We start from the raw sequence: 12191 nt of genomic DNA on the forward strand, positions 1-12191 counted from the left end.
TCCTTGGTGATCTTCGTCACCGGGGTATGAGTGGGTGACTGCTTGTAGTGCCCACGTACCCGAGGTCGATCTCCGGGTGCTTCAGTCACAACGGGGTGGCTGCGGTGTGCGAAAGGCCCCGTTCCCCTCCGATGTCACTGGAGGACCTCGTGCATGGAAGTGCACAGGGGCCGGCCGGGCGTTTCGCCCGGCCGGCCCCTGTTCGCGTCGTGTCACGGGCGGAAACGCAGCACCTGTGGGTCGTGGTCGCTGATCTGGTCGTTGAACTCCGCGTTGATGTGCACGCTGTCGTACTCGAAGTCGCAGTCGCGGCGGATCGACGGGCTGATCAGGATCTGGTCGAGGACCTGGCTGTTGCCCTGGTAGACGTACGAGTAACGCTCGTTGCGGGGCAGCGACTTGATCGCGGACCAGAGTTCGCCACGGCCCTCGAGGAGCGTCGCCGTCTGCGAGAACTCGAAGTCGTTGATGTCGCCCAGCGTGACGACGTCCGCGTTCTTCTGGGTGTCGAGGATGTCCTTGACGAAGGCGTTCACCAGGGTGGCCTGCCGGTGGCGCTGCGTCTCGGAGCTGCGGGACGGCGGCTGGTACTGGGCGGTCAGGCCCTGGTCGCCGCCCTTGGAGTTGAAGTGGTTGGCGATCACGAAGACCGTGCGGCCGCGGAAGACGAATTCGCCGGCCAGTGGCTTGCGGCTGCTCTTCCAGGCCTCGTCGGCGGGGGCGATGCGGCCGGGGCTGAGCGTCAGGTGCGCCTTGCCGCGGATCTTCGTCACATCGGTGGCCGTGGTGGCGTCGCCGCCCGCGCGGTCCGTGAAGGAGACGCGCTCGGGGTTGAACAGGAACGCCTGGCGGATGTTGCCGCCCGGCTCGCCGCCGTCGGCACCGTCGGCCGGGTCGATCGAGCGCCAGTCGTACTTCGGGCCGCCCGCCGCGACGATCGCGTCGATCAGCTTGGTCAGCGTCTGGTCGGCGGCGACCGTGCCGTCGTTCTTCGCGCCGTTGTTGTCCTGGATCTCCTCCAGAGACACGACGTCGGGCGACTTCAGGTTGTTCACGATCGCGGCGGCGTGGGCGGCGAAGGTGTCGTCGGTCGGGTCGAGGTTCTCGACGTTGTACGTGGCGACCGCGAGCTCGGAGGAGCGCTGCTTGCGGGTCGTCTCGCGCTCCAGGTCCGCGCTCCTCAGCGTGCCCAGTTCGCTCGCGACCAGGGTGTAGCCGCCGAACTGGTTGTAGTCCAGGGGGCCCGCGGTGGTGCCGGTCAGGGTGTCGCCCACGTTGGCTTTCGGGAAGTCCGCCGTCGCGCCGAGGGACTGGATCTGCAGGCGGCCGGTGTTCTGGTCGTCGTAGGAGCCGTAGACCGTCCCGCCGTGACGGTTGCGGTTCTCGTGCGGCTTCACCGTCACCCAGAGCTCGGTGTACGGGTCGGTGGCCCCGACGACGCGGGTGTCGGAGACCCGGACGGACATGCCCTCCAGCGCCTCGTAGTAGTCCAGCGCGTACTTCGAGGGCTTCAGGGGCAGCGCGTTGACCGAGCCGTTCGCGGCGGTGTCGCCGGCGGGCGCGTAGGCGGCGGGGACCGAGCGCGAGGTGATCGCCGTGGCGGCGGGCAGCGCGTTGCCGCTGGAGACGACCGTGGTCGTCGGCTTGGTGATCTCCGTAACCGACTGGTTGCCGGAGGTCGCTCCGCCGGGGACGTACTCCGTGACCGTGCCGCCGACCGTGACGGAGTCACCGACGGCGACCCCCTTCGGGGCGGAGCTGGTGAAGACGAAGACGCCCTCGCTGGTCGCCGGGTCGGCGTCCGGGGTCGGGTCCTGGATCCAGAAACCGCGGGACGAGCCGTAGGCCCGGATGCCGGTGACGATTCCGGCCACGTCCGTGACCTGCTTCCCGGCGTACGGGGAGGTCCGGGTGCTGCCCTGGATGTCGTGAATGCGGACCGACTCCGCGTGGGCGGGGCTGGTGAGGACGATCGTGGAGGCCGCGGAACACGCGGCGGCGACGGTGAGCGCGGCGAGACGCGCGGACGACTTGCTCGGCAACGGGATTCCCTCCGGGGACGTGACAGGGCGCCGGGACGAGGGCGGAGACGTGTGGAACGGCTGACTGCCGCTACCTGTGGGGCGGATGCGGTGACGCGCGTAGACCGCGGTGGACGGGTGGGCCTGGTGGGGCCGGCCCGGTGAACAAGTGTCCGCCGACTTCTACGCGCGTCAATCTCCAGCCTGGCCACGGCACTTGTCAAGGTTTCGGCCATGTACGGCGGCTGACGGGGAGATGAAGTGGGCGGCATGGGTGGAAATCCGTCTAGGCTGAGCGGTTGAGTCACCTGAGGCGCGCTAGGAGAAACAGCCGATGTCAGACCGCTCCCCCCTGCCGCCGGTGCGGCTGCACCCCGAAGCGGAGCTGGCGCGCGACGCGCTGTCCACGCCATTGCTGTCCCGGGCCGCCCGGCTCGCCCGCTGGGCCGGGCCGGACACCCGCGTCGACGCCGGGGGTGGGCTCGTCGAGGAGCAGCTGCCCGCGGCCGCGCAGGCGCTCGGGCTGAGCGGGGACGACGCCGCCGCCGACGCGAGCGAGGCGTGGCGGGTCGCCGTCGACGCCGGGCTCGTCGAGGTCGTCGACGAGGAGCAGGGCACCGTGACGGCCGGTGCGGACCTGGCCCTGCTCACCGGCGGCTCGCCGCAGGACGTGCTCGCCGTGTGGCTCGCCGCGCTGGAGACCGTGCTCGCCGACGCGAGCGTGCCCGACCTGGACGGGCTCGTGGACGAGGACGGCGAGGTCGACCTCTCCGCCCTCGACTGGGACCCCGAGGGCGAGGCCGAGTTCCTCGACGGCGTGCTCGGCAACCTCTATCTGCTGACCGCCGGCGAGGACGCGCCCGACGGCGCCCCGGTGCCGCTGCCGGCGCTGGCCGCCTCGGTGATCGTGCCCAGCGGCATGGGCGAGCCCACCAACGACGTCCTGGAGCAGGTCTCCGACGCGATGATGCGGCTGGACGACCAGTTCCGGATGCTGGAGCCGGTGGGATTCGTCGCCTACCAGCCGGTGGACGAGGCGCTCATGGCCGACGCCGACGAGGAGCCCGCGGCGCCCGTCGACGACACCGACGTCTCCCGGTACGGCATGGTCCGGCTCACCCCGCTCGGGGTGTACGGCATGCGTGCACGGCTGCTGGAGGCCGGGTTCGAGGCGCCGGCCGTCGGGGACCTCGCGGACAAGGGGGCCGACGCGCTGCTCGACGGCACGGCCGAGTTCCCGCCCCGTGCCGCGCAGGCCGAGACCGAGCAGTGGCTCCAGCGGCGGGAATCGCTGGCCGCGGCACGGGAGTTGCTGTCGGCGGCCCGGGGGTCGGACGCCGGGGCGCCGTTGCGGCGGTTGCGGTGTCAGCAGGCCCTGTCGCTGGTGGGGGCCTCGGCCGAGCCCGCGCTGCGGGAGGTGCTCGACGATTCCGAGCTGGGCGGGCTCGCGCGGGTGTGGCTGACCGAGCACGGTGCGGTGGACGTGCCCGCGCCGTCCGAGGCGATGGTGTACTGGCTGACCATCGACACGGTGGCCGCGCAGTTGGCCGCGGAGGGCAATTCCGAGGAGCTGCGCGCGCTGGTGGAGGGGCTCGCGCGGCAGCACGGTGGGTTCTTCGAGGCCGTGTGGCGGGTCGATCATCCGGCGACCGCCGATGTGCTGGAGGCGATGGGGCGGTTGCATCCCGACAAGAAGGTGGCGAAGGAAGCGCGGAAGGCTGCGTTCAAGGCGCGGTCGCAGCAGGGGGGCTGAGCTTTCCCGGGCTCGGTCGCACCAGGGGTGAGCATTCCGGGGCGCGGTCGCTGCAGGGGTGAGCATTCCGGGGCGCGGTCGCTGCAGGGGGTGAGCTTCCCCGGGCTCGGTCGCTGCATGGGGGGCCGAGCTTTCGCGGCGGGTGCGGCGCCGTCTCGGCTTGTCGCGCAGTTCCCCGCGCCCCCAGGGTGTTGTTCAACTGGTGTTCACGGATGAGCGGGACGGTTTCGGCGAACGAGGTCCGCCACCTCCCACGGCATTCTCACCGTCACAGGAGACACCATGTCGCTCACCCGTAGGGACTTCGCCAGGAACTCCGCGATCACCGGTGCCGGTGTCGCGCTGGCGGGCAGTGTCGGCGCCCTCGCCACCGCGCCGAACGCCCTCGCCTCCGACGACACCGTCAGAGCGGGGGGCGAGGAGGCGGCCCGGCACGGAGTCGGCTACGGGCCGCTCGTCCCGGACCCCAAGGGCCTCCTCGCCCTGCCCGCCGGCTTCACCTACAAGATCATCACGTACAGCGGCAGGACCCGGCTGGAATCCGGCGAGTTCACGCCCTCCAACCACGACGGCACCGCCACCTTCGACGGCCCCCGCGGCACCACCCTGCTCGTCAACAACCACGAGCTGAAGGGCCCGCGCGCCAACTGGGAGCACCCGGTGCCGCTCACCGAGGGCCTCGTCTACGACCCGGCCGCAGCCGGTGGCTGCACGGTCGTCGAAGTGCGCCCCGACGGACGCGTCGCCGAGTGGGTGGGCATCGCCGGCACCTCCACCAACTGCGCCGGTGGCCGCACCCCCTGGGGCACCTGGCTCACCTGCGAGGAGAACTCCGACAAGGCCGGCGTCAACGGCATGACCAAGGACCACGGCTACGTCTTCGAGGTCGACCCCTGCGACCGGCGCGCCAACCGTGCCCCCAAGCCGCTGAAGTTCTTCGGCCGCTACGACCACGAGGCCGTCGTCATCGACCCCAAGCGCGGCCACGCCTACCTCACCGAGGACGCCGCAGGACCCAACGGCCTCTTCTTCCGCTGGACCCCGCCCAAGGGCTTCGAGTACGGCCCCGGGAAGTTCCGCGAGCTCGCCGACGACGCCGGGATCCTTCAGGCGCCCAAGTGCTTCGACTCCGGGGGCAAGTTCGTCGACGACCTGTCCCGCGCCGCGAAGATCGGCACCGTCTACGGCGTCGACTGGGTGGACGTCCCCGACCGCGACGCCCGCACCACGCCCGTGCGCAAGCAGTTCAAGGACGACGAGGTCACCCGGGCCCGCAAGCTGGAGGGCATGTGGTGGGGCGACGGCGGCGCCTACATCGTCTCCTCCTACGCCCGTGAGGAGAGCCCCGTCCAGCACGACGGGCAGGTCTGGTTCTACGACCCCAAGCGCCGCACCCTGACGCTGAAGGTCCTGCTCGGGGTGAACCCCGACCCGTCCAAGGACGGCGCCTTCGACGGCCCCGACAACATCACCGTCTCCCCGTACGGCGGCCTCGTCATCGCCGAGGACGGGGAAGGCGTACAGCACCTGTTCGGCGCCACCGACAGCGGACGCACCTACCCGATCGCCCGCAACGAGCTGAACATCGGCACCGCACAGGAGCCGGAGTACAGCGAGTTCACCGGAGTCACCTTCTCGCCCGACGGGCGGACCCTCTACGCCAACATCCAGACGCCCGGCATCATGCTCGCCATCACCGGCCCCTGGAAGCGCCAGAAGCGGTAGAACACCGAGTCACCCGTATGAGTGGGGGCGTCCTATTCGGCGGACGCCCCCTGCTGCTGACGCGCTGGAGCGGGCACTCGGCCACTCGCTGGCCAACGCGCCCGCGCTGCCCGGCCGGACGCTGGTGCTCGTCGACCGCTCGGGATCGATGTTCTGGTCGCGGCTGTCCGACCGCTCGGAGCTCAACCGCGCCGACGCGGCGGCGATCTTCGGTACGGCGCTGGCCCTGCGGGCCGAAAGCGCGGACCTCGTCGAGTTCGGTTCTACGAGCGACCGCGTGACGTTCCGCCGGGGCGAGTCGGTGCTGAAGGTCCTCGACCGCTTCGGTGACCTGGGTGGCACCGACACCACGGAGGCGGTACGCCGGCACTACAAGAGGCACGACCGGGTGCTGATCGTCACCGACGAGCAGTACACGCACCACCACCGGGGCGACCCGGTCGAGCAGATCCCGGCCGACGTGCCGGTCTACACCTGGAACCTCGCCGGACACCGGGCGGGCCACGGACCGTTGGGCTCCGGGAACAGGCACACCTTCGGAGGCCTCTCGGACGCGGCTTTCCGGATGGTTCCGCTGATCGAGGCCTCCCGGAACGCCGACTGGCCCTGGGTGGGCTGAGGGGCTGTGGCCCGCACTGCGGTGGGGAGTTCGGGCCACGGTCCAGCGGGTCAAGGTCCTGTGCGGGTCAAGGTCCTGTGCGGGCCGCGGTTCAACGTGGGCCGCGTCCTGTGCGCACCCTTGTGGGGCCGAGGGCTGACATCTAACATTTCAGTTCATGGAAGCCATCCGGCCCGTGCCCCGCACCCTGCTCCGCGACCGGGCGTACGCGGCGATCCGGGACGCCATCGTGGCCGGGGAGATCGAACCCGGTGCGGTGGTGCGGGACGCCGACCTCGCGGAGCGGCTCGGGCTGTCCCGGGCGCCGGTGCGGGAGGCGTTCTCCCGGCTGGTGGACGACGGGCTGCTGGAGAGCAAGCCGCAGAGCTACACCCGGGTGACCCCGCTGGTGGCCGCCGACGTACGGGACGCCGCCGCCGTGGTCGGCGCCCTGCACGAGCTGGTGACGCGGGTGGCCGTGCCCCGGCTGGGCGCCGCGCACATCACGGCGATGCGGGCCGCCAACGAGCGGTTCGCCGCCGCCGTGGGCTGCGGGGACGTGGACGGGGCCCTGCGGGCCGACGACGAACTGCACGACGTCCTCGTCCGGGTGAGCGGCAACCGCGCCGCCGCCGCGACCGTCGCCCGTTACACGCCGCTCATCCGCCGCCTGGAGCGGCGGCGCTTCGGTGAGGGCGGCAGCTGCCGCTCCGCCGGGCTGCACGAGCGCTTGATCGAGGCCTGCGCGGCCGGTGACACGGCCGCGGCGGTCCTCGTCACGGCGGAGATCTGGCGGGGGCTCGAGGAGCTCGCCGACTGAGAACGACCCCCACCCCGGGAGGACGACCCATGTCCCTTGCCTCGTATGAGCGATACCCCCTGCTCTTCGGACCCTCGCCCGTCCACCCCCTGGAGCGGCTCACCGCGCACCTCGGTGGCGCCTCCCTCTGGGCCAAGCGTGAGGACTGCAACTCCGGTGTCGCCTACGGCGGCAACAAGACCCGCAAACTGGAGTATCTGGTCGCCGACGCCCTCGCCCAGGGCTGCGACACCCTCGTGTCGATCGGGGGCGTGCAGTCCAACCACACCCGCCAGGTCGCGGCCGTCGCCGCCCGGGCGGGGCTCAAGTGCGTTCTGGTGCAGGAGAGTTGGGTGGACTGGCCCGACGCGGTGTACGACAAGGTCGGCAACATCCTGATCAGCCGGCTCGCCGGGGCCGACGTGCGGCTGGTGAGGGCCGGGTTCGGCATCGGCTTCAAGGAGAGCTGGGAGCAGGCGCTCAGGGAGGTCGAGGAGGCCGGCGGGAAGCCGTACGCCATCCCGGCCGGCGCCTCCGACCACCCGCTCGGCGGGCTCGGCTTCGCCGGGTGGGCGTACGAGGTCGCCGAGCAGGAGCGGCAGCTGGGCGTCTTCTTCGACACCGTCGTGGTGTGCTCGGTGACCGGGTCGACCCAGGCCGGCATGGTCGCCGGGTTCGCCGCACTGGAGGAGGCGGGCGGGCGGCCCCGGCGCGTGCTCGGCATCGACGCCTCGGCGAAACCGGCCGCGACCCGCACCCAGATCGCCCGGATCGCGCACGGCACCGGGCAGCTGATCGGCGTCCGGCGTGAGTTGACCGAGGCGGACGTCGAACTCGACGAGCGGTACCACGCGGGCGTCTACGGCATTCCCGACGAACCCACCCTGGCGGCGATGCGGCTCGCGGCCCGCACGGAGGGGATGGTCACCGACCCCGTCTACGAGGGCAAGTCGATGGCCGGGATGATCGACCTCGTGTCGAGCGGCGAGATCGGCCGCGACGCCACGGTGCTCTACGCCCATCTGGGCGGGCAGCCGGCGCTGAACGCGTACAGCGCGCTGTTCTGACGGTCGGGCTGCCGGGTGCGCAGGGGAATGATCCGTCGGGCCGTCGGGTTGTCCCGGTCAATCGACACCCTGGAGGAGCCGCCATGTCCGACGAGCCCGCCGTTCGCGAACTCCGCCTCGTGGTCACCGCCGAGGACTACGACGCCGCGCTGCACTTCTACCGGGACGTGCTGGGCCTGCCCGAGCGGGGGGCCTTCGCCTCAAAGGACGGGCGGGTCACGATCCTGGAGGCCGGGCGGGCCACTCTGGAGCTGACCGATCCGAACCACGCGGCGTTCATCGACGAGGTCTAGGTGGGGCGGCGGGTCGCCGGGCACGTCCGGGTCGCCTTCGAGGTGGACGACTCCGCCGCCACGACGGCGAAGCTGGCCGCCGCCGGAGCGGAGGTCGTCGCCGAGCCGACGCGCACTCCCTGGAACTCCCTGAACTCCCGGCTCGAAGCGCCGGGCGCTCTCCAGCTGACGCTGTTCACCGAGCTGAGTGACTGACGGGGGGATGCCGGGAGTGGTGGATGCCGGGCCGGGGTGATCGGCCGGCTGCGGCGGTGTTCCGTGCGGCTCCAGCTCCCCTCCGTCGTTCCCCCTGGCGATGAGGCATCGGCAGGGGGAACGAGGGCGCCGTCGCCGGGTGGTGGGTCGGGGCCGCGCCGGGGGGCGTCCTCGGAACGGCGCGATGGAAGCACATACCGACTGACTGGCGTCCGCCCGCACCGAACGCTGCGGGCGGACGCCCCCCGACACGGCGCCTTCTCGCCGTACGCGGGTGCCGACCGGTGGGGGTGCCCGTCCGGCTGCCCTGCCGGGTCGGCTCTCGTGCCGGATACAGTGCTGAGCGTGCGGACGGACAATCAGCGTGCGGAGCCGAGTGCGGAGCGGCCCGACGATGCCCGGCGCCGGGCCACGATCCACGACGTCGCCCGCCTGGCCGGGGTGTCACGCCAGACGGTCTCCCGGGCGGTCAACGACAAGGGTGAGATCGATCCCGGCACCAAGGAACGGGTCCTGGAGGCGGCGCGGCTCCTGGACTACCGGCCGAGCCGGTTCGCGCGCGGACTCGTCCGCAAGGGCGCGGTGACAACGGGCCTGGTCATCCCGGACCTGCGCAACCCGTTCTTCCCCGAAGTGGCCGCCGGGGTGCTGGAGGCGGCCGAGCAGCGCGGCTGGCAGGTCGTGGTGTGGGACTCCCGGATCGACGAGGCCCGGGAGCGGGAGGCGCTCGACGTGCTCTCCCATCAGGCGGACGCGGTCGTCGGCTACTTCAAGGACCCGGACGACGTGCTCACCCGGCACCTCGGCGGCGTGCCGCTGGTGCTGCTGGAGCGCGACCCGAGGCAGACCCGGTTCGCGGCCGTGAGCATCGACGCCGCAGCCGGTGTCGAGCAGGGCATAAACCATCTGTTCCGCGCGGGGCACCGCAGGATCGGCATGCTGGACGGCCTGCACGGCCCGAGCCCCCGCAGGCAGGCCTTCCTCGAGCAGGCGCGGCGGCTCGGCCTGCCCGTGGCCGAGGACTGGGTCGTGGTGTGCCCCGAGCACAGCGTTGCGGGCGGCGAGTCGGGCATGGAGGCGCTGCTGACCGCGCGGCCCGAGATCACCGCGGTGTTCGGCTTCAACGACCTGATCGCGATCGGGGCGATGCGCACCGCTCGCCGCCGCGGCCGGAGCGTCCCGGACGACCTGGCCGTGCTGGGCTTCGACGGCCTGGCCCTGGGCGAGCTGGTGGACCCCGCCCTGACCACCCTGCACATCGACAAGCGGCGACTCGGGCGGCTCGCCGTGGAACAGGTGGCCCGGCTGCGCGCGGGTGAGGAGCCGCTGCGGGGCGCCGACGCGTGGGTGACACCCGAACTCGTGGTGCGCGACTCCGCCTGACGTCCCGGTCGCCCGGCCTCCAGGCGGATCGGCACCGCCGGACGGGCGTGGGCGTGTGGTGCCGCCCGGCACAGGGGGCGTCGGGGGCGGACGCGGTGCCCGTCTCGCGGGACGTCAGGGGGATCGGGCCGTTCTCGGTAAGGTGCGCGGAGAGTCCCCGGTGGTGAGGAGTGGTCGCGTGGTGCGGGCCAGGCCCATGCGGGCGGATGCCCGGCGCAACTACGAGCGGCTGCTGACGGTCGCCGTGGAGGCGTTCGCCGAGCACGGGGAGGGTGCGTCCCTCGACGACATCGCCAAGCGGGCCGGGGTCGGCTCCGGCACGCTCTACCGGCACTTCCCGACGCGGCAGGCGCTGCTGGAGGCCGCCTATCTGGACCGTATCGAGGCGATCGCGGCCCGGGCCGGTGTGCTCGCGGTCGAACTGCCGCCGGGCGAGGCGCTGACGGAGTGGCTGTACGAACTGGGCGCCGGGATGATCCGGATGCGGGGGCTGAAGGCGCTGCTCGGACCGGCCGTCACCGACTCCGGCTCCCTCGTGACCACGGCGTGCGGCGACGCGGTCAAGGTCGCTGCAGGGCGGCTGGTCCGGGCGGCGCAGGACGAGGGCACACTCCGGGCGGACGTCGAGCCGATCGACGTGCTGCGGCTGGCGCACGGGATGGCGACGGCGTCGGAACTGGCGGACGGGGAGGGCCGGCACCTCCGGCGCTACCTGACGCTGCTGACGGAGGGGCTGATGGCGGGGCGCCGCTGACGCGGTGAGCCGGACGCCCCCTGGTGAGGGGGCGTCCCCCAGGGCCGGTTCGGTGGGTTACAGGGCCTGTGCCGCCGGCTTCACCATGCCCCTGACCGTGCGGGACTTCACGAAGTCGCCCATGGCCGTCATCTCCCACTCGCCGGAGAACTGGCGGATCAGCTTGGCCATCAGCACGCCCGTCTGCGGCTCGGCGCTGGTGAGGTCGAAGCGGACCAGTTCCTCACCGGTCGTGCCGTCCAGGAGGCGGCAGTAGGCCTTGGCGACCTCCGTGAACTTCTGGCCGGAGAAGGAGTTCACCGTGAAGACCAGGCCGGTGACCTCCTGGGGCAGACGGCCGAGGTCGACCATGATGGTCTCGTCGTCGCCGCCGCCCTCGCCCGTGAGGTTGTCGCCGGAGTGCCGGATGGCGCCGCCCACGATCTGGAGCTTGCCGAAGTAGCAGCTGTCGATGTGGTTGCGCTGCGGCCCGTAGGCGATGACCGAGGCGTCCAGGTCGATGTCCTTGCCGCGGTACGCCGGCTCCCAGCCGAGGCCCATCCTGACCTGGGAGAGCAGGGGGAGGCCGCCCTTGATCAGGGAGACCGTCTGGTTCTTCTGGAGGCTGACGCGGCCCTTGTCGAGGTTGATCTTCCCGGCGCCGGGCGCGGGCGGGGGAGGTGTGGCCGGGGCCGGGGGAGCGGCGGGCGCGGCGACCGGCGGGGCCACGGGCGGCTGCACCGGGGCCGGCGGCGGGGTGACCTGCTGGGGCGGGGCGGCGGCGGCCGGCTCCTCCACCGTCACTCCGAAGTCCGTGGCGATGCCGGCGAGGCCGTTGGCGTATCCCTGGCCGACGGCGCGGGCCTTCCACTGGCCGTTGCGCTGGTAGACCTCCACGATCACCAGGGCCGTTTCGCCGCCGAGCTGCGGCGGGGTGAACGTGGCCAGGACGGAGCTGTCGTCCGCGTTGCGGATCGTGGCCGTCGGCTCGATGCCCTGGAAGGTCTGGCCCGCGGCGTCCGGGCTGGCCGTGACGACGATCTTCTCGATGCCGGGCGGGAGGGCCGTCGTGTCCACCACGATCGCGTCGGGCGCACTGCCGCCGCCCGAGCGGTACGTCACGCCCGGGCCCGACGGCTGGTTGTAGAAGATGAAGTCGTCGTCGGAGCGCACCTTGCCGTCGGCGGTGAGCAGCAGGCCCGATACGTCGAGCCGCACCGGGGCGGCGACGTCCACCGTCACGCGGGCGGCGGACAGGGGGATGTTCGAGCCGGGGGTCATAGCTGTCATGCCGGGTGAACGAGCGAGGCGGTTTTGCCGTTCCCTTACCTTCAGGCCAATCGGGTCACCGGCGATTGCGGGGGTGGTCCCGGGCGGTGCGTTCGTTGCCGCGCTTGTAGTTGCCGGTCCAGCGGGCCATGACCAGCTGGGGTTCTGAGGCTTCGACCTCGGCGAGGAACTGGGCGGCACGGGGGCCGTTCAGGGTGGTGGCGGGGCGGCCGTGGTGGCTGATGCGGACGGTTCCGCCCGCGTGCTGCTCATAGGTGAATCCGTGGGGTCGTGGCATGCCGTGAGCGTAGGGGGGCGGGGGCGGACGCCCCACCGAATTTCGGCTGCTCCCGCC

9 protein-coding genes and 2 pseudogenes are annotated in these 12191 nt (G+C 72.1%); 8 read left to right on the forward strand and 3 right to left on the reverse strand.

Features of this window, described 5'->3' with window-relative positions; translation table 11 throughout:
• Nucleotides 1-212: 212 nt before the first annotated feature.
• Nucleotides 213-2042 carry an endonuclease/exonuclease/phosphatase family protein gene (locus FDO69_RS10775; RefSeq protein ID WP_104779543.1) on the reverse strand — a complete coding sequence of 610 codons (1830 nt, stop codon included), beginning with the start codon at nt 2040-2042 and terminating at the stop codon, nt 213-215.
• Between the two features lie 313 nt (nt 2043-2355).
• Between FDO69_RS10775 and FDO69_RS10780 the strand changes: the two genes are divergently transcribed.
• The 8 genes and pseudogenes from FDO69_RS10780 (at nt 2356) to FDO69_RS10815 (ending at nt 10588) form a co-directional block, all read left to right on the forward strand.
• The gene (locus FDO69_RS10780; RefSeq protein ID WP_104779544.1) at nt 2356-3774 is read left to right on the forward strand and encodes a hypothetical protein; all 1419 of its coding nucleotides are present in this window, start codon (nt 2356-2358) and stop codon (nt 3772-3774) included.
• 282 nt (nt 3775-4056) lie between these two features.
• Complete coding sequence (locus tag FDO69_RS10785; protein ID WP_104779545.1) at nt 4057-5499, forward strand: alkaline phosphatase PhoX; 1443 nt, start codon at nt 4057-4059, stop codon at nt 5497-5499.
• 61 nt (nt 5500-5560) lie between these two features.
• Nucleotides 5561-6118, forward strand: a pseudogene (locus FDO69_RS10790) (TROVE domain-containing protein); the annotation flags it as partial.
• Between the two features lie 157 nt (nt 6119-6275).
• Nucleotides 6276-6917: a GntR family transcriptional regulator gene (locus tag FDO69_RS10795; protein WP_104779546.1), complete on the forward strand. Its 642-nt coding sequence runs from the start codon at nt 6276-6278 to the stop codon at nt 6915-6917.
• Between the two features lie 29 nt (nt 6918-6946).
• Nucleotides 6947-7963 (forward strand): 1-aminocyclopropane-1-carboxylate deaminase, encoded by a 1017-nt coding sequence (locus FDO69_RS10800; protein ID WP_104779547.1) that lies wholly within the window; start codon nt 6947-6949, stop codon nt 7961-7963.
• A gap of 83 nt (nt 7964-8046) precedes the next feature.
• Nucleotides 8047-8451: pseudogene (locus tag FDO69_RS10805) on the forward strand (VOC family protein).
• Between the two features lie 345 nt (nt 8452-8796).
• On the forward strand, nt 8797-9834 hold the full coding sequence (locus FDO69_RS10810) for a LacI family DNA-binding transcriptional regulator (RefSeq protein ID WP_104779671.1): 1038 nt from the start codon (nt 8797-8799) through the stop codon (nt 9832-9834).
• 178 nt (nt 9835-10012) lie between these two features.
• Nucleotides 10013-10588 carry a TetR/AcrR family transcriptional regulator gene (locus FDO69_RS10815; protein WP_104779548.1) on the forward strand — a complete coding sequence of 192 codons (576 nt, stop codon included), beginning with the start codon at nt 10013-10015 and terminating at the stop codon, nt 10586-10588.
• Nucleotides 10589-10645: 57 nt separating this feature from the next.
• Here the strand turns inward: FDO69_RS10815 and FDO69_RS10820 are convergent, their stop codons facing one another.
• Complete coding sequence (locus FDO69_RS10820) at nt 10646-11848, reverse strand: TerD family protein (RefSeq protein WP_104779549.1); 1203 nt, start codon at nt 11846-11848, stop codon at nt 10646-10648.
• A gap of 64 nt (nt 11849-11912) precedes the next feature.
• A complete protein-coding gene (locus FDO69_RS10825; RefSeq protein WP_104779550.1) occupies nt 11913-12134 on the reverse strand; it encodes a hypothetical protein in 222 nt (73 codons plus the stop codon).
• Nucleotides 12135-12191 lie beyond the last annotated feature (57 nt).

Source organism: Streptomyces tibetensis, assembly GCF_007655005.1.
Classification (GTDB): Bacteria; Actinomycetota; Actinomycetes; order Streptomycetales; family Streptomycetaceae; genus Streptomyces; species Streptomyces tibetensis.

What these genes read in the sequence shown, in the direction of transcription:
- FDO69_RS10800 (WP_104779547.1), top strand. Translation starts at nt 6,947, where the DNA reads ATGTCCCTTGCCTCGTATGAGCGATACCCCCTGCTCTTCGGACCCTCG.
- FDO69_RS10820 (WP_104779549.1), bottom strand. Translation starts at nt 11,848, where the DNA reads ATGACCCCCGGCTCGAACATCCCCCTGTCCGCCGCCCGCGTGACGGTG.
- FDO69_RS10825 (WP_104779550.1), bottom strand. Translation starts at nt 12,134, where the DNA reads ATGCCACGACCCCACGGATTCACCTATGAGCAGCACGCGGGCGGAACC.
- FDO69_RS10780 (WP_104779544.1), top strand. Translation starts at nt 2,356, where the DNA reads ATGTCAGACCGCTCCCCCCTGCCGCCGGTGCGGCTGCACCCCGAAGCG.
- FDO69_RS10785 (WP_104779545.1), top strand. Translation starts at nt 4,057, where the DNA reads ATGTCGCTCACCCGTAGGGACTTCGCCAGGAACTCCGCGATCACCGGT.
- FDO69_RS10795 (WP_104779546.1), top strand. Translation starts at nt 6,276, where the DNA reads ATGGAAGCCATCCGGCCCGTGCCCCGCACCCTGCTCCGCGACCGGGCG.